The organism is Syntrophomonas curvata, assembly GCF_052976825.1.
This window is the reverse complement of sequence record NZ_CM129641.1, coordinates 786,685-807,973: the sequence shown is the minus strand read 5'-3', so window position 1 is coordinate 807,973 and position 21,289 is coordinate 786,685. Positions and strand designations below refer to the sequence as shown.

25 protein-coding genes and 1 riboswitch are annotated in these 21,289 nt (G+C 49.0%); of the genes, 24 read left to right on the top strand and 1 reads right to left on the bottom strand.

What is annotated here, in order from left to right:
* The first annotated feature begins 1 nt into the window (after nucleotide 1).
* From ACU70B_RS03450 to ACU70B_RS03375, 16 genes are all read left to right on the top strand, one after another.
* A complete protein-coding gene (locus tag ACU70B_RS03450) occupies nucleotides 2-439 on the top strand; it encodes a phage tail assembly chaperone (protein WP_447184962.1) in 438 nt (145 codons plus the stop codon).
* Between the two features lie 218 nt (nucleotides 440-657).
* A complete protein-coding gene (locus ACU70B_RS03445) occupies nucleotides 658-1,011 on the top strand; it encodes a hypothetical protein (protein ID WP_447184961.1) in 354 nt (117 codons plus the stop codon).
* A 13-nt stretch (nucleotides 1,012-1,024) separates the two neighbouring features.
* On the top strand, nucleotides 1,025-2,128 hold the full coding sequence (locus tag ACU70B_RS03440) for a phage tail tape measure protein (RefSeq protein WP_447184960.1): 1,104 nt from the start codon (nucleotides 1,025-1,027) through the stop codon (nucleotides 2,126-2,128).
* Complete coding sequence (locus ACU70B_RS03435; RefSeq protein WP_447184959.1) at nucleotides 2,106-2,738, top strand: LysM peptidoglycan-binding domain-containing protein; 633 nt, start codon at nucleotides 2,106-2,108, stop codon at nucleotides 2,736-2,738. The genes ACU70B_RS03440 and ACU70B_RS03435 overlap by 23 nt, the downstream gene beginning before the upstream one ends.
* The gene (locus tag ACU70B_RS03430; protein ID WP_447184958.1) at nucleotides 2,735-3,697 is read left to right on the top strand and encodes an XkdQ/YqbQ family protein; all 963 of its coding nucleotides are present in this window, start codon (nucleotides 2,735-2,737) and stop codon (nucleotides 3,695-3,697) included. The genes ACU70B_RS03435 and ACU70B_RS03430 overlap by 4 nt, the downstream gene beginning before the upstream one ends.
* A gap of 4 nt (nucleotides 3,698-3,701) precedes the next feature.
* Nucleotides 3,702-4,097 (top strand): DUF2577 domain-containing protein, encoded by a 396-nt coding sequence (locus tag ACU70B_RS03425; RefSeq protein WP_447184957.1) that lies wholly within the window; start codon nucleotides 3,702-3,704, stop codon nucleotides 4,095-4,097.
* Nucleotides 4,094-4,516: a DUF2634 domain-containing protein gene (locus ACU70B_RS03420; protein ID WP_447184956.1), complete on the top strand. Its 423-nt coding sequence runs from the start codon at nucleotides 4,094-4,096 to the stop codon at nucleotides 4,514-4,516. The genes ACU70B_RS03425 and ACU70B_RS03420 overlap by 4 nt, the downstream gene beginning before the upstream one ends.
* The gene (locus ACU70B_RS03415) at nucleotides 4,509-5,561 is read left to right on the top strand and encodes a baseplate J/gp47 family protein (RefSeq protein ID WP_447184955.1); all 1,053 of its coding nucleotides are present in this window, start codon (nucleotides 4,509-4,511) and stop codon (nucleotides 5,559-5,561) included. Before ACU70B_RS03420 ends, ACU70B_RS03415 begins: the two co-directional genes overlap by 8 nt.
* Nucleotides 5,554-6,105: a putative phage tail protein gene (locus ACU70B_RS03410; protein ID WP_447184954.1), complete on the top strand. Its 552-nt coding sequence runs from the start codon at nucleotides 5,554-5,556 to the stop codon at nucleotides 6,103-6,105. Before ACU70B_RS03415 ends, ACU70B_RS03410 begins: the two co-directional genes overlap by 8 nt.
* Nucleotides 6,106-6,119: 14 nt before the next feature.
* Nucleotides 6,120-6,566 (top strand): hypothetical protein, encoded by a 447-nt coding sequence (locus ACU70B_RS03405; RefSeq protein ID WP_447184953.1) that lies wholly within the window; start codon nucleotides 6,120-6,122, stop codon nucleotides 6,564-6,566.
* A complete protein-coding gene (locus ACU70B_RS03400; RefSeq protein ID WP_447184952.1) occupies nucleotides 6,567-7,085 on the top strand; it encodes a hypothetical protein in 519 nt (172 codons plus the stop codon).
* 10 nt (nucleotides 7,086-7,095) lie between these two features.
* The gene (locus tag ACU70B_RS03395; RefSeq protein WP_447184951.1) at nucleotides 7,096-7,455 is read left to right on the top strand and encodes a hypothetical protein; all 360 of its coding nucleotides are present in this window, start codon (nucleotides 7,096-7,098) and stop codon (nucleotides 7,453-7,455) included.
* Nucleotides 7,455-7,562, top strand: coding sequence for a CD1375 family protein (locus ACU70B_RS03390; RefSeq protein WP_447184950.1), 108 nt, complete (start codon nucleotides 7,455-7,457; stop codon nucleotides 7,560-7,562). Before ACU70B_RS03395 ends, ACU70B_RS03390 begins: the two co-directional genes overlap by 1 nt.
* Before the next feature lie 106 nt (nucleotides 7,563-7,668).
* Nucleotides 7,669-7,944 (top strand): hypothetical protein, encoded by a 276-nt coding sequence (locus tag ACU70B_RS03385; protein ID WP_447184949.1) that lies wholly within the window; start codon nucleotides 7,669-7,671, stop codon nucleotides 7,942-7,944.
* An 84-nt stretch (nucleotides 7,945-8,028) separates the two neighbouring features.
* Nucleotides 8,029-8,226, top strand: coding sequence for a hypothetical protein (locus ACU70B_RS03380; protein WP_447184948.1), 198 nt, complete (start codon nucleotides 8,029-8,031; stop codon nucleotides 8,224-8,226).
* A gap of 618 nt (nucleotides 8,227-8,844) precedes the next feature.
* The gene (locus ACU70B_RS03375) at nucleotides 8,845-11,508 is read left to right on the top strand and encodes a cation-translocating P-type ATPase (protein ID WP_447184947.1); all 2,664 of its coding nucleotides are present in this window, start codon (nucleotides 8,845-8,847) and stop codon (nucleotides 11,506-11,508) included.
* Nucleotides 11,509-11,533: 25 nt separating this feature from the next.
* Here the strand turns inward: ACU70B_RS03375 and ACU70B_RS03370 are convergent, their stop codons facing one another.
* Nucleotides 11,534-12,853 carry a CCA tRNA nucleotidyltransferase gene (locus tag ACU70B_RS03370; RefSeq protein WP_447184946.1) on the bottom strand — a complete coding sequence of 440 codons (1,320 nt, stop codon included), beginning with the start codon at nucleotides 12,851-12,853 and terminating at the stop codon, nucleotides 11,534-11,536.
* Between the two features lie 361 nt (nucleotides 12,854-13,214).
* Between ACU70B_RS03370 and ACU70B_RS03365 the strand changes: the two genes are divergently transcribed.
* The 8 genes from ACU70B_RS03365 (at nucleotide 13,215) to ACU70B_RS03330 (ending at nucleotide 21,260) form a co-directional block, all read left to right on the top strand.
* Nucleotides 13,215-15,506: a PAS domain S-box protein gene (locus ACU70B_RS03365; RefSeq protein ID WP_447184945.1), complete on the top strand. Its 2,292-nt coding sequence runs from the start codon at nucleotides 13,215-13,217 to the stop codon at nucleotides 15,504-15,506.
* 49 nt (nucleotides 15,507-15,555) lie between these two features.
* Nucleotides 15,556-15,675: riboswitch (molybdenum cofactor riboswitch) on the top strand.
* A 386-nt stretch (nucleotides 15,676-16,061) separates the two neighbouring features.
* The gene (locus tag ACU70B_RS03360) at nucleotides 16,062-17,234 is read left to right on the top strand and encodes a [FeFe] hydrogenase, group A (protein ID WP_447184944.1); all 1,173 of its coding nucleotides are present in this window, start codon (nucleotides 16,062-16,064) and stop codon (nucleotides 17,232-17,234) included.
* Between the two features lie 18 nt (nucleotides 17,235-17,252).
* The gene (locus ACU70B_RS03355; RefSeq protein WP_447184943.1) at nucleotides 17,253-17,627 is read left to right on the top strand and encodes an iron hydrogenase small subunit; all 375 of its coding nucleotides are present in this window, start codon (nucleotides 17,253-17,255) and stop codon (nucleotides 17,625-17,627) included.
* 15 nt (nucleotides 17,628-17,642) lie between these two features.
* On the top strand, nucleotides 17,643-18,305 hold the full coding sequence (locus ACU70B_RS03350) for a formate dehydrogenase subunit gamma (protein WP_447184942.1): 663 nt from the start codon (nucleotides 17,643-17,645) through the stop codon (nucleotides 18,303-18,305).
* 146 nt (nucleotides 18,306-18,451) lie between these two features.
* Nucleotides 18,452-18,889 (top strand): PaaI family thioesterase, encoded by a 438-nt coding sequence (locus tag ACU70B_RS03345; RefSeq protein ID WP_447184941.1) that lies wholly within the window; start codon nucleotides 18,452-18,454, stop codon nucleotides 18,887-18,889.
* A gap of 139 nt (nucleotides 18,890-19,028) precedes the next feature.
* Nucleotides 19,029-20,381, top strand: coding sequence for a glutamate synthase-related protein (locus tag ACU70B_RS03340; RefSeq protein ID WP_447184940.1), 1,353 nt, complete (start codon nucleotides 19,029-19,031; stop codon nucleotides 20,379-20,381).
* 3 nt (nucleotides 20,382-20,384) lie between these two features.
* The gene (locus ACU70B_RS03335) at nucleotides 20,385-20,798 is read left to right on the top strand and encodes a nucleoside recognition domain-containing protein (protein ID WP_447184939.1); all 414 of its coding nucleotides are present in this window, start codon (nucleotides 20,385-20,387) and stop codon (nucleotides 20,796-20,798) included.
* 12 nt (nucleotides 20,799-20,810) lie between these two features.
* Nucleotides 20,811-21,260: a nucleoside recognition domain-containing protein gene (locus tag ACU70B_RS03330; protein WP_447184938.1), complete on the top strand. Its 450-nt coding sequence runs from the start codon at nucleotides 20,811-20,813 to the stop codon at nucleotides 21,258-21,260.
* Nucleotides 21,261-21,289: the final 29 nt, after the last annotated feature.

Genomic DNA, 21,289 nt, shown 5'->3' with positions numbered 1-21,289 from the left:
GATGATGAGCCAAACCCTTGACATGCTTCTAAACATCAAACCGGAAGATATCAGCAGCAGACCCAGCAAGCAACTGTATATGCCCCGGCTTTCAGAGTTGACCGGGTCCAAAGTCTGGTTTACCATTCAGGCCCTGACCCTGGATGAAGCCAAAGAAATCCGGGAAAGCGCTGCCAAAATCCGGTTCAACAAAGCCCATGAACGGGAAGACTACTACGATGAAGAAGAAGCCGCGCTTTTTGCCATTTTGAAAGGGGTTACAGATCCGGATCTAAGAGACAGGCGGCTATTGGAAAACCTGGCCGCCCCCACCCCCAAGGAACTGGTTAAAAAGTTGCTTCTATCCGGCGAAATTGCCAGTATAAGCGAACAGATCATGAAGCTGAGCGGCTTTAACTCCCTGGGTGAAACGGATGGAGAAGAAGTAAAAAACTCATAAAAAATGACGGTCTGGCCTGCATGATTCACTACTATGCCCAAAAAGGCATAAGGCCGTCAGAGATTTACAACGCATCGGAAGGCGAAAAGGTCTTTCTTTACTGGTCCATGGCAACCGAATTGGAGCGGAAGGAAAACATAGCTGCCGCCGTGAATAAAAGCGCAGGTTGTCCGCTCTTATCATTCATTCTATAGACCAAGGAGATCTATCCTGCTGTTTTGAATTGGCAGCAGGGAGATCTCCTTGTTACAAACACCGTATATTTAAATAACGGATGGAGGTGCAGACTTGAATCTGTTATTAGCCAATACCTCTTTAAAAACCTCTTTGCAGACGACCACGAAATTAAATACCCAACTAGCCAGGATGGCAGGTGCAATAGCAAAAATAGCGGATATAACCAGGCAAGTAATCCCACCTGCGCTGAAATGGCTGAGTTTAATGAAAGCACTGGCTTCTTTGCAATTGAAACCAAGCATCAGCTTGAAGGACCAGGTCAGCAAATCTCTAGCCATCATAAAGCAAAAAATCCTTGGATTAAACCAAACGGCTCAATCTGCTTTCAAGGATAAGATAACGAGCAGAATGAAAAGTAGGAAAGACCAATATCTTAACCTGGGTACCTTGGCAAAGGGCGGTAAATGGTTATTCAATGCGACCCTTGGAAGTGCCATGCAGAAAAATCCTGATTCAGGCGCTTCCAAAAACTGGACAAGCATTGGGAATACTGTTAAAGACATTAAAGGGAACCTCGCCAACGCCTTCACACAAATGGGGACCAAAAATCTTAGCAAACTGGAGGAATTGTTAAAAAAAGTACAGACATACGCCCAAAAAATTGAAACCTTTACAGGCAGTCCGGGATTCCAAAAATTCGTGGATGCCGCTGCCACAGCATTGGGAAAACTCCTTGAGGCAGGTCTCGCAGTAATCAGCTTTATAGAAAAACTAGGCAAGTGGCTGCAAAAAAACAAGGAGGCAGTTATTCCGATCCTATCCGGTATAGCGGCAGCCGTAACGATTTTTGGAGTGATTTTACCGCTTATAGCAATTTTGCACGGTGCAATCATTGGCCTGATACCTGTGATTGCCGCTATTGGTTGGCCCATATTGGCCGTTGTGGCTGCGGTAGCGGCAGTAGTGGCTATTTGGCGGAACTGGGATACCATCGTACAGTCCTTTATTCAGATAAAGGACAACCTGGTCAAGGCAATAACCGAACTCATTCTATCGATCAAGACCAAATTCAGTGAACTGGTTGCCACGGCAGTAAACTTCGGCAGAGAAATGGTCAACGGTATTATTTCTGGGATCAAGGAAGCTCCGGGCAAATTACTCAATGCGTTCAAAGGTATTCTGCCAGCCTGGGTTGTATCTACGTTAGAGCGTTGGGGATTTTCTTTTGCCCCGGAGAAAAAGCCGAAATCACATGCCTCAGGTCTGGCTTACGTTCCTTTTAACAACTATCCGGCTCTGCTGCATCAGGGGGAGCGGGTACTTACAAGGGCTGAGGCTGATCAGTACCGGCAGAAATCCGGGAACGTCGCCATCGCCAAGCTGGCTGACACCATAGTCGTTCGGGAAGAAGCCGATATTAATCGGATTGCCAAAGCGGTGGCAGCCCAACTAAAAGCCGCCCAGATCAATTACGCGGGGAGGAGTGCTGATGGAATTCTGGCTGTCAGATAATAACAACGCCGCAAGGCTTCAGCTTCCAGTAAACCCGGCGGAGTTTACGATTTCCAAAGGAAACCAAAATCAAACCGTCAATATAAATGCGGTTGGGGAAATAAATATCATCGGCAAGCCGGGTCTGGCGTCTATCAGCCTGGCTTCTTTTTTTCCGGCGCACAATTACTATTTTTGCCAGTACCAGGGCTTCCCTTCCCCTTATGACTGTGTTCAATTAATCGACTCCTGGAAACAGTCCGGGAAGCCCATCCGGCTTATGATTACCGATGCCGATATAAACATGGCCATGGTCATCGAGACCTTCGAGTATGGGGAAAAGGCCGGCAGCGGAGATGTGAACTTTGCATTGGCCCTGAAAGAATTTCGCTTCATTGAAATTGCTGCGTTGACGCCGGCTGTCCCAGCAGGCCCCCCCGGTAGGGTCGCAGCCGCCCGGCCGGCAAACCAAGAAATGCCCAGGGAATATACGGTCAAGCCCGGTGACAGCCTGTGGATGATTGCGAAAAGACTTACCGGGAATGGTTCCAATTACACGGCGATTGCTCAAAAAAACGGGATCAAAAACCCTGATCTCATCTATCCCGGCCAGAAGCTGGTGATCGGATGAAAATAATTTTAGCTAACTCAGAAGGATACAAAGATATCACCCCATTGGTAACATCCATAACCTGGTCGGGTGAGGTGCAGCAAGCCGCCCGGAAACTGGAGATTAACCTGGCGGCATCTCCCCATGATCATTACCTGCCCAGGGTAGTGGTCGGCCTGGGCAATATACTGAAATTGCAAACCGACGACGGTATGGAATTAATGAAAGGCTTTATTTTTTCCAAGCAACTGGCTTATGCAGGCTCCGAGCTCCAGATAACCGCTTTCGACGGGTTGATTTACCTTACCAAAAGTCAGATGTCGTATAACTTTCAAAACATGACCGCCGAGGCCATAACCAGGAAAGTATGCAGCGATTTAGGCATTATTCCCGGCAATCTCATCGCCACCGGCATCAACCAGTCGCTCATCGCTCAAGCCAGGACCGGGTATGACATTATTATGACGGCTTATGCGGCAGCCAGCTCTCAGACCGGTAAAAAATACATCCCGGTAATGAACCAGGGCAGGCTTGATGTGATCGAAAAAGGGTTAACGATAGCCGACTATGAGCTGAGCAATCATCTGAATCTTACCAACTCAAGCTATTCCGAGAGTATAGACGGCATGATAAACCGGGTCGTCATTACCGATGAAAAAGGCAATCGGATTAGTCAGGTTCAGCATGACCAGTGGCTGAAAGACTATGGACTGCTGCAGTCGATTTATCAAAAAGAAGCGGGGAAAAATCCCGCCGCTGTTGCTCAGGGTATGCTGAAAAAAATGGAACAGAAAGCCAGTGTGGATGCCATGGGAAACATCGCCTGTACCACCGGAAAAGCTGTAAAAGTAAAGGAACCCTATTCCGGCCTGGAGCAGGTTTTTTTCATTGACGGGGACACCCATACCTGGAAAGACGGGCTGCATACCATGAACCTCGTACTGGAATGGGAAAATCAAATGGACCATAAGGAGGGATAAACAGATGCAGGAAAACCCTTATTCAACCATCATAGGCATCATGCGCCAGGAAGGCAGCGTCCATAATCCCCCTTCCCTTATGCTGGCCGAGGTCTTGTCCCCTCCCCCCGATCTGCGGATAAAAGTAGGGGATATCCAGGTGGGAAAGCCCAATATTCTCATAGCCGATTACCTGTTGACCGGCTATCAAAGGCAGTTTTTCCAGACCGGCAAGGGGACCATTATTTCCAAAACCCCGCCTAGTCCGGTAGAATACTCCGAATATACCATTTTAGAAAGCCTGGTTGATACCGGGCAGATCACCTGGACCGATACATTAAAAGCGGGAGACATGGCGGCGGTGATGCCTACCCATGACGGACAGACCTACATTATCCTGGCAAAGGTGGTGAGCGTATGAGCATATTTCCTTTTATCGATGCCGTTGCAGATCAACAGGTTATATCCGCTTCCCTGCCGGCGCCCAGAGAGTATGCCTGGGATTTCGCTAAAGGAGAGTTCCTGCGGCAAGACGGCAGAATCATCGTAGTTGAAGGCCTGGAAGCCATTAAAATCTGGATCTGCAAAGCGCTGCTTACAGCCCGGTACCGGTGGCCCATCTACTCCTGGAATTATGGCAGTGAGCTGGAAACCCTGATCGGAACCGGCTATTCCCGTGCTGCAACCCAAAGCGAGGCCAAACGGTATGTAGAAGAATGCCTGCTGGTGAATCCCTATCTTAAGAGCATCAAAGATCTGAAAACCAGCTTCCGGGGCGAAAAACTCACGATAAGCTTTACAGGCATTACTGACTATGGGGAGGTAATGATAAATGTATGAAAACCAAACCTTTGAAAAGATATTGCAAAGGCTGCTCGACCAGGTTCCTTCCGATGTGCAGAAATCGGAAGGATCTTTTATTTACGATGCCCTGGCCCCGGCGGCTCTGGAACTGGCCCAGGCTTATGTCCAGCTGGATAACATCCTGAAGCTGGGGTTTGCCCCCACCTCTTCCGGTCAATACCTTGACCACCGGGCCGTGGAGCATGGCCTCCAGCGCAAACCGGCCACCCAAGCCAGCGGTCGGGTAACCATAAGCGGAACGGCCGGATCAATCATACCGGCCGGATCGATATTCTCCACCGTTGGTGGACTTAGGTTCCTAAGCAGTGCCGAAGCAGTGATCGATGACTCGGGGCAAACAACGGCAGCGATATTGGCCGAGGAAGCCGGAAAAGCCGGAAATGTTCCGGCAGATACCATAATCCGGACACCGGTCGCCTTGACCGGCGTAACGTCAGTAACAAATCCCCTCCCCACTGCAGGCGGTACCGATGAAGAAGGCGACGCCGACCTGCTGAACAGGTTGTTGACCAAGGTCAGGGAGCCGGCCACCAGCGGCAACATCTCCCATTACAAGCAGTGGGCCCTGGAAGTGCCTGGAGTCGGCGATGCCAGAGTACTGCCCCTCTGGAACGGCCCCGGCACCGTCAAGGTAGTGGCAATAGACGCCAACAAGCAGCCGGTAACCACCCAGCTGATTCAAGCGGTAGCTGACCACATCGCCCAGGCGAGACCCATAGGTGCCGATGTCACCGTGGAAAGCGCAAGCGGTTTGAACATTGATGTAGCAGCTGCGGTAACACTTTTGCCCGGAGCGGTTATAAGTGATGTGGGAAACCGCTTTCATCAAGCCTTGGATAGCTATCTGCGCAGGATCGCGTTCCAACAGGCCTACGTGAGCTATGCCCAGGTAGGTACTTTGATCCTGGATATCCCCGGGGTAATGGATTATACCAGCCTGACTTTAAACGGCGGTACGGCCAATATCGCTGTCAGTGATACCCAGGTAGCGGTTAAAGGGACGGTGAACCTGCATGAATAGAAGCAGTACCATGCTGAGCTATATTCCCGAATGGCTGGGCGGCTCCAGGTTTTTCGCAACGCTGCTGACAGCCGAAGGGAAGGAATTTGACGAACTCGTTGCTAATGGGCAAAGTCTGCTGAAGCAATTCTATGTGGCAACGGCTGCCGAACCAGGATTGGATCTTTGGGAGGAGATGCTGGGACTTCCTAACCATACGGGCAAGCCCCTCGATCAGCGCCGCAGCCGGATAATAGCCATGCTCAGAGGGATGGGAACGGTAACCGTCCCTTTAATACAAAACATCGCTGAAAGCTATGTCTATGGAAAAGTCGCGGTAACGGAGCATCCGGCTCAATACGGTTTTACCGTTAAGTTCATAGATTCCCGGGGAGTGCCGCCCAATATCAACGATGTCAAGGAAGCCATTGAAAAGGCCAAACCGGCTCATCTGTCCGTGACTTACGCGTTTACCCTGACTACCTGGCAGGAAGTCAAGGCCTTGAACTGGACCCAAGTCAAAACCGGCAGCTGGGAGCAACTGCGCAGCAGAGAAATCGCTTAGAAAGGAGATATAAAATGCCGAACCAAACAACCAACTATGGGTTCATTAAACCCCTCGATAACGAAACCGCGGATATAGCGGTGATCAATCAGAACATGGACGCCATTGACAACCGGCTTAAAGTAGTTGAGGACAAGGCGGATGCAGCCCCAGGACCTGACACTATATCTGATGATGCCCTCGGAGCCAGAACGGCCGACCCCACTCAAGTACCGACCGGCAACGGCCCTGGTAAACTGGGCCAATGGCTGAGTTGGCTACCCAACCGAATAAGGGCCATTACAGGTAAACCTAACTGGTGGGATACACCGGTGAAATCATTGGAACAGATGAATAGTGAGCTTATTGCTCATAAGGCCGATACTATGCCACACCGTTTTACGGATGCAGGTAAAACCTATAAATGGGGACTCAAGACTGCTAGCGGTGTGGCGGTACTGATTTATGAGGAGGTGGTTTAGTTGGCTAACGAAATTTTTATAGCTGATAAGCCTACACTGGATGCAGTTAAGGCGAAAACAGATTTAGTTGGAGTTGCTAATCCTATATCTGGAACCACCACTATAATGGGTTATTTATGCAAAATTTATGACGATATGCTTACATCGATTGGTGCAGTGAAATCAATACAACGTGGAGTTGCAGCCTCTGCCGGAACGATCACAATTAGTGAGGTTAATATCAATAAAACGGTTGTTTTCAGTAAATCAAAGGGCAGTGCTGGTACAGTAGCCACAAACAGCACAATACCGCAGCACAAAGTATTAGGCGTTACAACATCAGAAAACGGGCTTCCTTGGACTAATGTGTACTTTGATAGTAGTTGTAATTCTAATTATGTTACGCCATTATCTGCATCTGTTACTTTAACTGGTGGCAGCACTAATTTGATCGTAAAAGAGTATAGCGCAAAGTTGGTTAGTTCTACTCAGATCAGTTGCGACGGACCTGTTGAATGGCAGGTAGTCGAATTTAGATAGGAGGGATTATATGTTTTACGCCCAGTTAAACAAGGACAATATTTGTATTGGAATATCAGAGTTAGCCGGGGAGCCTAATGATAGCAGCTTAATTCCATTGGAAGCTTTTGACGAAAGCTATATTTGGAAGAAATATGAGGACGGGCAGTGGTCAATAGAACAGCATATACCGGGTACAGTTGTACTTCATCAAGATGAAATAGCGTTGTTACTTAGTTCTGTAAGCCAGCAGGAGGCAATAATTAGAACAGTAACACAGACGAGATTAGAGCAGTTAGAGCAGCAAAACCTAATCCTCATGGACGCACTGGCAGCGACATTTGAGGAAATTTTATCTTTCCGGGCATTGATGGAAGGGGGGACAGCCTAATGATACAGCTATACTACACATTGGTTAGGCAGGGGCTACGTACTATCGACCAGGTACCTGACAGCTTCCGGGCAGAAGTGCAGACACTGCTGAATACCGCGCAGTAGACCAATTATGTGCAAAAAGCAATAGAATAAAAAAATATCATCTTAGCAACTGCCGCTCCCAAGGGGGGGGGGGCGGCAATCTTATTAACGAGAGGGTAGATGTCATGTGCCCTGGGAACAAGTAAAAGATTGGACCATTGGTATGCTGGCGGTGGCTTCATTAGCCGCCGCCTTTATTGTTCTAATTCGCCAGAGTCGGCCCGGGAACCACCGGCAGAAGGCTGACGTGGTACGATCGGATGAAAGCAGATGCCTGGCTGAAGTGGTGGAAAACAATACCCGGGCTATCGAACAGCTATCGACCCTGTTCCAGATTAATTTTGCAAGACAGGAAGCCAAACTGGATGAAGTGGTCGATTTCGTAAGACGGGGCAAAAATTAGCGGACCGGCGATATATAATCCTATACCGCTTTGTTAAATCTGGCGGCATGATACATAATTTTTACAATCAGGAGGAGGTAGATAGTGATGGATGAAAAGCGGAACAAGATCTTCAGCCGCTTAAATAAGCCGGCTTTTTACCTGGCCCTTTTAGGTGCCGGCAAATTGGTGTCAGATGCTTTCGGTTACCAGATTATTACCGATGAACAGGTAAACCTCATCGCCAACGGCCTGGCCTCTCTGGTGACCGTGGTCGGTGTAGCCATGGGATATGAAGAGTAAATTTCCCCCGGAGGGCCGATTTCTGCTGAAACTAGATATAAGATTATCAAACCCGACCGGTTATTAACCTGCCGGATGGGAATTTTTTTAAGAGTGAAGCTCCTGCTTTCTTCAAATACTAAAGTAAAAGAAAGGAGCCATTTTCATGGTAAAACCGCGAACTATCCGACTTTTATGGTTTTGGGGAGGAGTTTTACTTGCCGTATTAAAAACCATTAAAAAACATAAGGCCATAAGTCCGAACAGGGGATAAGCAGAAGATATGAGCCGGGGGGCTCGGCTCTTTCTTTATAAGCCATACTAATAGCTTATAAGCAGCCCACCATATCAGGCGGAAATAAAAAATGCACGGTATTACCCGTATGCTTCTTGACTGCAAAACCTTCTGCAAGAGTCTGCGCGCCCGGTTTTGGCGCATATCTCTACTGTTATAGACGCGAATATAAAGAAGTGTGCGGTCTATTTCTGCATATACAAATACGTCCGTTATGCAATCCGTCCCTTTCCGGACTATGGGAGACTGGCTACCGTGGCACCTCAACCCTGCTTCCCCCGCTTATTATTTTTAAAAGTGGTGAAAACTATCCTGAAGGTTCAGTAAAACCAAAGGAGGCAATAATGAATTTACCTTTGCATACCATCGAAGCGGAAGAGGTGCTTAAACAGTTGGGCACAGATGCAGAATGGGGCTTAGATGAACCCGAAGCGGAACAGCGGCTGGCCCAATATGGTGAAAACCGCCTGAAGGAAAAGAAGGGGATTTCTGCCTGGACTATTCTGGTCAGCCAATTCAAGAATATAATTGTCCTGCTTTTGGTCGTCGCCGTTGCTATCTCCCTGTTTTTGCAGGATTATGTTGAGGCATTGGCCATCGCTGTAGTTATATTGCTAAACGCCCTGTTGGGCTTCTTTACCGAATACCGGGCGGAAAAAGCCATGGATGCCCTCAATAAGATGGTTGTATCGACAGCCAAAGTGCTGCGGGAAGGAAGTCTCGCAGAAATCGATGCCCGGGGTCTGGTGCCGGGCGATATCATTATAGTGGAGGAAGGTGACCAGGTAACCGCCGATGCCCGCCTGATTGTGGCCGACAACCTGGCGGCAGTAGAGGCATCTTTAACCGGTGAAGCTCATTCCGTAGATAAAAAGGCAGTCCGGCTGGAAGAAAGAGACATTCCCATCGGTGACCGGATCAACATGCTTTATATGGGAACTGCCATTGTGCGTGGTAATGGGCGGGCAGTAGTTACCGCTACCGGCAGCGGCACGGAAATCGGTGAGGTATCCTCCCTGCTGCAGGAGAGCGCCCCGGAGAGCACGCCTCTGGAAAAACGGCTGGCGGCTATGGGGCGTTCTTTGGCCTTTATCAGTATCGGTGTCGCAGCTCTGGTAGCCGTAGTCGGTATCGCTCTGGGGCATCCGGTAGCGGAAATTCTCAGAACCTCTATCGCTCTGGCCATTGCCGCTGTTCCCGAAGGACTTCCCGCCGTAGCCACCATCACCCTGGCCATCGGCATGACCCGGATGGCCCGTCATAATGCCATTATCCGGCGCCTGCCGGCGGTTGAGACCTTGGGCTCCACTACCGTCATTTGTACGGACAAAACCGGCACCCTGACCGAAAACCAGATGACACTGGAGGAAATTTGGCTCGGAGCCTCCCCTATCCGGGTAACCGGAAGCGGCTATCAGCCGGAAGGCGGATTTTTGCCGGAGAGCGGCGATGACCAGACCGCTGATCTCGAATGGTTTTTAAAGACTGCCGCCCTGGCCAGCAATGCCGCGGTGAATCGCAACCGGGGAGGCCGTTGGGACGTAGTGGGCGATCCCACCGAAGGGGCTCTGGTGGTGGCGGCTATGAAAAAGGGTTTTGACCCCCAGAAGGAACGGCTGAAGAATTACCGGGAGCTCAAGGAAATCCCCTTTAGTTCCGAGGAAAAACGGATGGCCGTTTATTACCAGATGCCTGAAGGACAATTTGTTATAGCCAAAGGCTCCCCCAGCATTATTCTCAACTCCTGCACCCGCCGGCAGGTAAACGGGGAACTTAAGCCGGTCAGCGGGCAGGAAAAAGAGCTTATCGCTGAAATCAACGATGATATGGCCGCTCGCGGCTTACGGGTACTGGCGGTAGCCTACCGTCCAGTAGCATCGGCTGACGAAGATGCTTTCCATGACCTTATTTTCTTAGGGCTGGCCGGTATAATGGACCCTCCCCGCGGGGAAGCCGCCAACGCTATTCAAGAAGCAGCCCGGGCCGGAATCAGAACCATCATGATTACGGGTGATCAACCGCAGACAGCTCGTTCTATCGGGGAAAGGCTGGGACTGGCCTACGGAGCAGTAATCCACCAGCAACAGCTTAAGACTATGACCAGTGCGGAACTGGCTGAGGAAATTGGTCAGGTTAGCATATTCGCCCGGGTAAGTCCCCGGGATAAGCTTAATATTGTGGATACCCTGCAGGAAAAAGGTGAAATCGTGGCTATGACCGGGGACGGGGTCAACGATGCTCCTGCGCTCAAAGAAGCTGATATCGGCATTGCCATGGGCATCGAAGGAACGGTGGTGGCCCGGGAGGCAGCCGACATGGTACTGGCCGACGACAACTTCGCCACTATTATCCGGGCCGTAAAAGAGGGTCGGGTAATTTTTGATAACATCCATAAGTTTATTCAGTACCTTTTTTCCTGTAACCTGAGTGAGATTCTGGTAATCCTCATCGCCCTAATAATCGGGGTTCCCCTTCCTTTGGCAGCGCTGCAGATCCTGTGGCTTAACCTGGTTACCGATGTTTTTCCTGCATTGTCGCTGGGCTGGGAACCAGCCGAAGAAAATGTAATGCAGCGTCCCCCCCGCAACCCCGGGGAAGAGATACTCACCCTCCGTTTTCAACTGCTTATACTGTTCCAGGGATTGCTTTTGGCCGCAGCGACCCTGGGCGCTTACCTGTATACCCTGGAGTCAACAGACAGCCTGGATGCGGCCCGAACCGTTGCCTTCCTTACCCTGGCACTGGTGCAGCTGCTGCATATCTTTAATGTCCGCACCGGGGGACTGCTTCGGCTGAACCGGACCCTTTTTTTCAACCCTTATATCTGGGGGGCTATCGTATTGGTCATGGCGCTGCAAACCGCTGCCGTTTATACCCCTTTGATGAACCGGGTTCTGCAAACCACCCCGCCAGGCAGCCTGGAACTGCTTATCGTTCTGCTGGCAGCAGCCATATCTTTAATAATCATTCAGCTTTTTAATCGCATATGGTCCTCGTTGAAAACCTAAAATTTGAGAAATACCACAGTTTCTATTATTGTTTGTTTTTTAATAAAGCAATGAGGGTATCCCGTTGATTAAGGCCCGGATTGTCCACCACCTTATCCAGCAGATAGCTCATCCCCTCCCCTATCTCTTTTCCGGGAGGATAACCCAGGGTCAGCAGATCATAGCCGCTTATATCCAGGTCATGAACCGTTAAGGGTTCATGACGGGACAATACTTCCCAGCATTTGTTTCTTATTTTCATTATCCGTTCCGGGTCTCGCCCCGATAGCTTGGCACCCTTAATATCGGCCAGCTGGAGTGCAAACAGACGGTCGATGTTGTCCGGCCCCACCCGTCTTATCAGTCTTTTAATGCTGAGATCGGTTATATTGTCATAATCATTCATATGTTCCTTGATAAGGGCTGAAACTGCTTTTATGGTTTTGCGGTCAAAATCAAGCCTCTCCAATATGGTCCGCGCCATCTCGCCGCCCCCGCTGGCATGACCATAGCAGTGCCCCTCCCCCTGCTCGTCCACCGTCAGGCAGTTGGGCTTATCGATATCATGCAAAAGGGCAGCCAGCCGCAGCGTAAGATTAGGTTCGGTACTATCCATAACTATCAGACTGTGTTCAAACACATCCTTATCGTGATACGAACTGCGTGTGTCAAAGCCTATCGTCGGTATCAGCTCGGGCATAAGCACCTCCAGCAAACCCAGTTCCATGAGCCTGCGTATCCCGCGGGAGGGCACATCGCTCAAGATAATCTGGATGAGCTCATTGCACACCCTTTCCGATCCGCTGACGGGAACACTGTTTTTCAAATCCTTGATTGCCTGCAATAATTCCGCATCAATCTTAAACCCCAGTTCGGTTTCAAATCTTACGGCACGCAGGATTCTTACGCTGTCTTCCCGCATTTGGTCATATGGGTTTCTGGCACAGCGCAGCAACCGGTTTTTAATATCTTCCACGCCATCATACGGATCCAGCAGGCCCTCTTCTTCATTATAGGCAATGGAGTCCATGGTAAAATCCTTATGCAGCAGATCCTGGTTAATATCATCGGTAAACCGTCTTGCTTCCCCGGTGCGGAAGGTATTAATCCGGTAGCTCTCTTCTTTAAAAACAACGGTAACGACGCCATAATCCTCAATCGAGGGAATGGTAGCGAAGCCTTCTTTCTCATCGAAAATAACCACTATGTCATTGGGCAGCGCACTGGTAGTAATATCCCAGGTTATAGGCTCCTTCCCCAAGAGGCAGTCCCTTATGCAGGCGCCATAGATGTAAGCTTTATAACCATTGTCATGTAGTTTGATTAGAATTTCCCGTACATTTTCAGGCATATTGATAAAATTCATGCCGCCACCCCCAAATTGCATTGAATTGTTTTATTTAAATCATTTCTACAAAAAGCAGTTCATATCCTGCTCACAGCCTTTAGGTTCTGGATATTCGCCGGGCTGTAATCTTGCCCCGACAGTTCTTGCCAATAGGGGCAGAGCATCGCAGTGTAAAAGCTGCCCCAGCCTTATATTTATGAAATTCTTTTTTTTGGAAGTTAAAGAGGTAATTAACCAGAAAAGTAGAATAATAATTAAGATACTATTGCTTGCAACACACGCACATACCATGTTTACTAAAGCCATTTACGTTACTGCCCTTCTCTTTTTTGCTGCTTTTCTGCCCTTTTAAAAAATTTTCCTATCGGGAGGTTCTGTAGTGGGAAATAGTGAATACCTGCAAGAGCAGTTAAAAATAAGTCTACAAAAAATTCGCCAGCAAATTGCCGAATTGGAACTGCTTGATTCCCGCAATAAACGTTCGCAGGAATTATTCACGGCTCTATTTATAAGCTCGCCGATAGGTATTTTTATAGTTCAAAATGGTAAATTTGTTGATGTTAATCCCCAATTCGAAAAATTGATCGGGTTTAGCAAAGCTGAACTGCGGGGGGGCAATTCTCTGGATCTGGTAGTTCCGGAAAACCGGGCTCAGGTCAAGGAAAACGCTATCAGAATGCTAAAAGGGCACCCTACTCCCCCTTATGAATACCGGGTAATACAAAAAGGGGGCAATATAAAATGGATCATGGAAACGGTCACCTCTATACAATACCTGGGTAAACTTGCTACCCTGGGCAATTTCATGGATATTACCCAGCGCAAGCTAACCGAGGAAGCCCTGCGGGAAAGCCAGGAACACTTCTTGGATCTCTTCGAGAATGCCAATGATCTGATCTACATACATGACTTAAAGGGTAAGTTTACATCAATAAATAAAAATGCCGAACAGATTACCGGATACAGCCGTGAGGAAGCATTGCAGATAGGTTTCCTGGATGTGGTCGCCCCGGAACATGCGGATATTGCCGGCAAACAAATTGTAAAGGATATTTTTCAAGGGCGCATCCCCACCTATGAGCTGGACATTATCACCAAGTCCGGCCAACGGGTGCCTCTGGAGATTCGCCCCCGGCTCCTGTATAAAGATGGCAAGCCGTATGCGGTACAGGGTATCGCCCGGGATATAGCCGAACGGAAGTTAATGGAGAATCAGCTTCGGGCTACCAACCAGCGGCTGCTTGATATAATCGAATTCCTTCCCGATGCTACCTTTGTCATTGACCAGAACCGCAGGGTAATTGCCTGGAACCGCGCTACTGAGGAAATGACCGGTCTTAATAAAAAAGACATAATCGGGCAGGGTGATTATGGCTACGCCATACCTTTTTACGGATACCCCCGCCCTATGCTGCTGGACTTGATTACGGCTTCAGACGAGGATATAGGCAAGCATTACAAGGAAGTCCGCCGCGAGGGGCAAAGCCTGTATACGGAAATCTTCTCTCCGGGCGTATATGATGGAGAAGGCGCCTACATTTGGGTTAAAGCCTCTCCCCTCTTTGACACTGACGGCAACCGGGTAGGGGCTATAGAGTCTATCCGGGATATAAGCGAGCGTAAACATATCGAAGAGCAGCTTCGTTATCTCAGCCTGCATGACCGGCTTACCGGACTATATAACCGCACTTACTTTGAAGAAGAGATTAGGCGGATAGAAAACGGCCGCTTCTACCCCACCGGTCTTTTAGTCTGTGATGTGGATGGTCTGAAGCTGGTAAATGATACCCTGGGGCATGATGCCGGTGATAAGGTATTGATTGCCGTATCCCGGGTGATTGAAAAATGCTTCCGGGGCGATGATGTGGTAGCCCGGGTAGGAGGCGATGAATTTGCCGTTCTCATGCTGCGCAGTCCGGAACTGATTGTAGAGACCGCCTGTCAGAGAGTTCGGGACGCAGTAGAAAGCTATAACAATAACAACCCGGATATACCCCTAAGTCTTTCTATCGGCTTTGCTGTCCGGAATGAGCCTTCCATAAGCATGAATGAAGTTTTTCAAGCGGCTGACAATAACATGTATCGGGAAAAACTTCACCGACGTCAGAGTGCCCGGAGCGCTATTGTCAAAACGCTTATGAAAGCACTTCAGGCCAGGGATTTTCTAACCGAGGGGCATGCAGAACGCATTCAGGGGCTGGTAGCGTCTTTGGGAGAATATATCGGGCTGCCCGGCCATCATATCGCCGACCTGCGCTTATTAGCTGAATTTCATGATATCGGCAAGGTAGGAATCTCCGATAATATTCTTTTTAAACCCGGCCCTTTGAGCGAGGAAGAAGTGTTCGAAATGCAGCGCCATTCCGAAATCGGGCACCGCATCGCCCTGTCCGCCCCGGATCTGGTGCCTATCGCCGATTGGATATTAAAACACCATGAATGGTGGAATGGAAACGGTTATCCCCTGGGGCTGAAAGCAGAGGAAATTCCTCTGGAAAGCAGGATGCTGGCTATTGCCGACGCCTATGACGCCATGACCAGCGACCGCCCTTATCGCAAAGCCATGAAAAAAAATGATGCTATTTCGGAACTTCGGCGCTTTGCCGGTATACAATTCGACCCTTATCTGCTCGACTACTTTATAGAAATAATTGAAAAAGCCCATATCTAAGTTGGATTTTTTTATTGCCTTTTCCCTGACCATGTGATAAGCTGAACAAAATAAATAGGTTCTCCGAGCTCCCCTACCTAAGGTGTTTTGCTATGGTTCTGGAGCCTGGGTGCAGAGGGAAACTCCTGTGCCTTCCCCTATTGTGAAAAGGAGTTCAGTTTAGGCCTATATTGTTAGGTCTGGTTGGTCGTACCTTTTTTACGAGGATACGACCATTGTTTTTACATATGGCAAAAAGCTGTAAAAGGCTTTTTCATACAATCCCAATCTTTTTCCTCCCGCTTGCTTTTGTAAGCGGGCCTTTTTTTATCCGCTAATGACAAAGTAATCTTTAATTGGTACAATATTCATTAATAATAGTCGTTCACACGAAGTGAAAACGAAGCTGCTGGAAACCAGACAGCAGGAGCAGAATTCCTAAACTTTCTTTTTCCCGGATATAAACCGGGAGTGAACCTATCCATGAAGGATAGAAGTCAATCAGACGGATGGTTCATGCAAAGGAGGTGAAGGATTTTTTGTTTTCTGTGAACTTCTATACAAGGAGGGAGAATATTGAGTACTGCAGTGCTAAATAATGGTGTTATTCATGTCAGTGATAAATGCAAGGCCTGTGATCATTGTACGTCCATCTGTCCTACCGGCGCCATCCAGGGCAGATTGGGGGAAAAGCATCATATTGAAGTTGGGAAATGCATAAACTGCGGACAATGCCTTATCAATTGTCCCTTTGGCGCTATTGACGATTTCAGCATGGTCAATGAGCGGATAATAAAAGCTCTGGATAATCCCAACCAATTCGTAGTAGTTCAGGAAGCCCCGGCAGTAAGGGTAGCTCTGGGTGAAGAATTCGGCCTGGCGCCAGGAACCAATGTCAAACATAAAATGTATGCCGCTTTAAGAAAACTCGGTTTTGATAAGGTGTACGACACCGAATTTGCGGCTGACCTGACCATAACCGAAGAAGGAACTGAACTCATCCACCGGGTCTTCAACGCCCTGGGGGTTCCCGGTTTTGAACATGCCGGACCTCTCCCCCAGTTTACTTCCTGCTGCCCCGCCTGGGTAAAGTATGCCGAAGATAAATACCCGCAAATCCTGCCCCATGTTTCAACTGCCAAATCTCCCCAGCAAATGTTCGGAGCCGTGTCCAAGACTTATTTGGCAGAGAAACTAAACCTTGACCCCGGCAGTATATATTCCGTTTCGGTCATGCCCTGTACCGCCAAAAAGTATGAATGCGACCGTCCTGAATTCATTGCCAGCGGCTACAAGGATGTTGATGCCGTAATGACCACCCGGGAACTGGCGCAAATGATAAAGACTGCAGGTATAGATTTTGTCAATCTTCATGATGAACGCGCCGATCAATTTATAGGAAGCTCCACCGGGGCAGCAACCATATTCGGAGTTACCGGAGGAGTTATGGAGGCGGCTCTGCGTACCGCCTACGAAGTACTTAGCGGGGAAACCCTGGGTAAAGTTGATTTCCAGGCAGTAAGAGGGCTTAAACCGGTAAGAGAAGCAGTGGTAGAGGTCCCGATCCAAGCCCTGGGAGGAAAGGCCCTGCCGGTCAGCGTATGTATAGTAACTGGCACCAAGCACGTTGACCGTATAATTGAAGATGTATTGGCTGGTCGCAGCAAGTATCACTTTATTGAAGTGATGAACTGTCCCGGCGGATGTATTAATGGCGGCGGTCAGCCCATAAGGCGTGATACCTATTAAAGGAAGGGGGATCCTGTTATGAATATCTTTATTGAAAAAACGGGCATGACCAGACGTCAGTTCCTAAAAGGAAGCGGCATGCTGGCTGTTGCCGTCATAGTATCCGGGGTTTTCGCCAAGATAGGTATTGATGCTTTTGCTGCCGGTGACGATTATATTGCCCAGCGGGCAGCGGGACTTTATACCCTGGACGAAAAAATGGCCTTACGCAAATCCCATCAAAATCCGGAGATAGTCGAGATTTACCGGGAATTCCTGTCACCCGGGGAGGAGAAATACCTGAGCGAAAAAGCTCATCACCTGCTCCACACTAAATATGGCAAAGATATCCCAACCTTTATCGAAGAACTTAAAGGGCGTCACCAGGGCGAAGACAACCATGAAGCAGCGTAAAAGGGAGGTATAGTGATGAGCGAAGAAATTAAAGGAAATGTACTGAAGCATGATACCCAAACCCGTACCATGCACTGGATTCACCTGCTGGCCTTTATTGTTCTTGGACTTACGGGAATAGGTTTTTACTGGGATATCGCCGGTATAGCCAGTATATTTGGAGGACCGGCCAACGCCTCTTTGGTTCACCGCTGGGCCGGGGTTATTTTTACCGTGGGGCCAACCCTTTATATTCTATTAAACTTTGACCGCTTTTCCCGTTTTGTAGATACCATATCCACTTTCACCAAGGACGATTTTGCCTGGCTAAAGACCATGGGAGGATATGTACCGTTCATTAAAGTCGAGCAGGCGCCTCCCCAGGAAAAGTATAATGCCGGTCAAAAAATCCTGGGGGGCCTGATTATCGTAGGCTGCCTTTTAATAATTATCACCGGTTTTCCCATGTGGCTATGGCGGGATGCGGTATCCTCAGCATTCCTTGCCATCTGCTACAACATTCACTTCTGGACTGCCATGGTAATGATCTTACTGGTGGCGGGACACTTTTTCCTGGCTGCCGTTCACCCCAAATCCCGGGTAGAATTCGCTTCCATGATGCTGGACGGCTATGTCGATGCACAGGTTACAGCCCACCATAATGCCAAATGGTTTGCCCAGTTGCAGAAAATAGAATAGACTTGTTTATTCGGGGCCCGGTACCGACCGGGCCTTTTCTGCCTGCTCCGCAATATGTATCAAAATCCCCTGTTACCAGGCAGGATAAACAGAAAGAATAGCGAATTCAATCCCAGAGCAATTATAATTGGGAAGCAGGGATACAGATGAGCAACCGTCCAAGTGGCGATGGAGAAAAGGAATATGCTATGATTGATATTGATCTGGGTACTCCTCCCCGCTGTTACACCAGCATGCAAACCCGCCTGCTGGATTTAGCTCCCGGCCGTGTCACGGTAGCTATCCCGGTTCTGGAGTCCTATTGCAACCCGGCAGGGTCAATGCAGGGCGGTTTCATATCTGCTGCCTTTGATAACGCCTTTGGGCCGCTCTGTTCGACGGCAACCCCTGCTGCCAAAGCTACTACCCTTTACATAAACACTGCCTATCATCGACCAATCTTCCCCGATGATGAGCTTATCATAATTGCTACCGTGAAATCGAAGGGACGTACTATGGTATATATGACGGCTGAAGGCTACAACCGGGAAAATCAACTCGTAGCCTCCGCCAGCACCCAGTATATGATTCTGGATCGTAGTTAGCAGCAGAGGGAATACCCTTTAAAAGCTTAAGCATACCATCCTCTACCATCTGCAGTAATATATTCGACCGGGAACCAAAATTATTTACAGATAAGGCGGCAATACTATTTTTATATGGTTAAAGGAGGTAATTCTGACTGTGGTAAACAGTTACCTTTGGTCTTTCGGTGGGGCTCTGCTGGGCTCCATTTTAACTGCCGTTTTTGCTCCGCTGATTATTAACCTGACCGTAGACAAACTGGCTAAAAAGCTTATCAGCGGCTCGTCGCTTAAGGATTCGCTACTTTCCTATACTTATAGCTACTATAATATCCCCTGGCTGCGCCTGGTTGAGGTTATACGCCGGGCTGAAACCGGACACCCCCTGCTCAAGCCCTGTGAGCACCTGGAAACAGGCAACGTCCTCTCCCAAGTCTATCTTAATCCAGCCCAGATCTCCTGCCCGCCGGTTCGCGACCAGTACTCCGTAGACACCGGAGTAAGTATTGGTACTAAAAGTGGGAAGCCCTTAAAACTGGCCTCCCCTTTTATTATTGCCGCCCCCTCCACCGGGCTGCAGATAAGTGATACCGCCCGCCAGGCGCTAATAGAGGCAGCCAATATGAGCGGAACTGCTCTGTTAACTGGTGAACAGCTGTTTAGCCGGAACGAGCTTCAAAAAATAGAAAACCCGATTTTGACCCTGGATCAACCTGATTCGCCAATGCTAACGCCTGCTGGCATTAAACTGGCCCGTATGCTGGAAATAAAACTGGGTCAAGGTTCTGTCTTCCCCCTAAACTGGGAGCAGACCGGCTTCAGTCCTTCATCTCAGCAGGCCTATATCCCCCATTTTTATCATCTTGCCGGAGGCAAAAAAGAGCTTTTCCGCCTGGTCCATGAATTAAAACACTTGGGCGGAGGCATTCCCATAGCTGTCCGCCTGGCTGGCAGTGCCCGCATAGAAAAGGACCTGGACATACTGGCTCAGGCAGAAGTAGATGCGGTTATCCTTGAGGGTCATGAGTCCAGTTCTTTGCTGGCTCCGGCGGTAACGGCAGCTAATTTTGGTCTTCCCCTTTCCTATGCCCTGGCCCGGGCCAGTCGTTTTCTGCATCGGCAGAGCCTGGATAAACGGATTGATTTGATAGCCAGCGGCGGCATATGGGATGCTGGCGCCAGCCTTAAACTTTTGGCCCTGGGCGCACAAGCCGTTATGCTGGATAATGTCGTTCTCTTTGCCATGCTCCATCGCCAGATAACCAAGGCTATACCCTGGCAACCGGTAGAGTCGCTGGTTCTGGCCGACGGTAAAAAAGCCGCTAAATTGAAGGCAAAAGCAGCCAGCCAATCTCTCGGTAATTTTATGGAAGCATTGCGCCAGGAAACTGCTCTGGCTGTAGCTGCACTGGGAAAGCAGCGGATTTGCGAACTGAACTGGGAAGATTTAATGACCAGTGATAACGGGCTTCTGCAAATAACAGGAATAACGCCCCTATGGCAGGGGGTGTAGGCGATGCATATCTTACTGCGGGGGATACGAAGAGGGCTGACGATTACATGGGAACTGGGAGTCAAAGTTGTCCTGCCCGCCTATATTCTGGTCAGCCTTTTAAATTATACCCCGGTGATTAAATGGATTTCCAATCTGCTGGAGCCTCTCATGCATATTATCGGTCTGCCGGGAGAAGCAGCATTACCGTTGGTTTTGGGGGCCCTGGTCAGTTTTTATGCCGGAGTAGGGGCACTGGTTCCACTGGGCTTTGACGCTAAAGAACTGACCATAATAGCAGCATTTATTCTGTGCGCCCATGATCTTCCCCTGGAGTCAGTTATAAGCAAGAAGAGCGGCTCCCGGGTAAGCTCCCTGATTATGGTTCGCCTTCTTGCCGCCGCAGGTCTGGCCATGTTTATCAATCAGATTATTTAGGAGGTCATTATATTGTCCTTTATAACCATTAGCAGCACAATTCTTAAAGGCGGCTTTTTGTTGGTCGGCCAACTGGCTCTTATCGTCACCGCAGTGATGATAATGGTAGAGTTTTTTCAGGAATATAAAATACTGGATAAACTGACTGCCTTGATGTCACCATTTACCCGGCTGCTAGGTATGTCATCCGAAGCCAATCTGCCCCTGATGGCCGGACTTTTGCTGGGTATCGGCTATGGGGGAGCCATTATCCTGGACAGCACGCGTCAAGGTAAACTCAGCAGCCAGGATATTTACTTAATAAATCTGTTTCTAGTGCTCTGCCATTCAGTTATTGAAGATACTCTCATTTGGGCAGCCCTGGGAGCCATGGCCATCCCACTGCAAATCGGGCGCTTCATCCTGGCCCTGGCGGTCTGCTATCTGGTTTCACGGTTTTTTGCTGCGAAAACCGCTAAATAGTCACTTTAAGCTGTTTTTATAGTTTTATC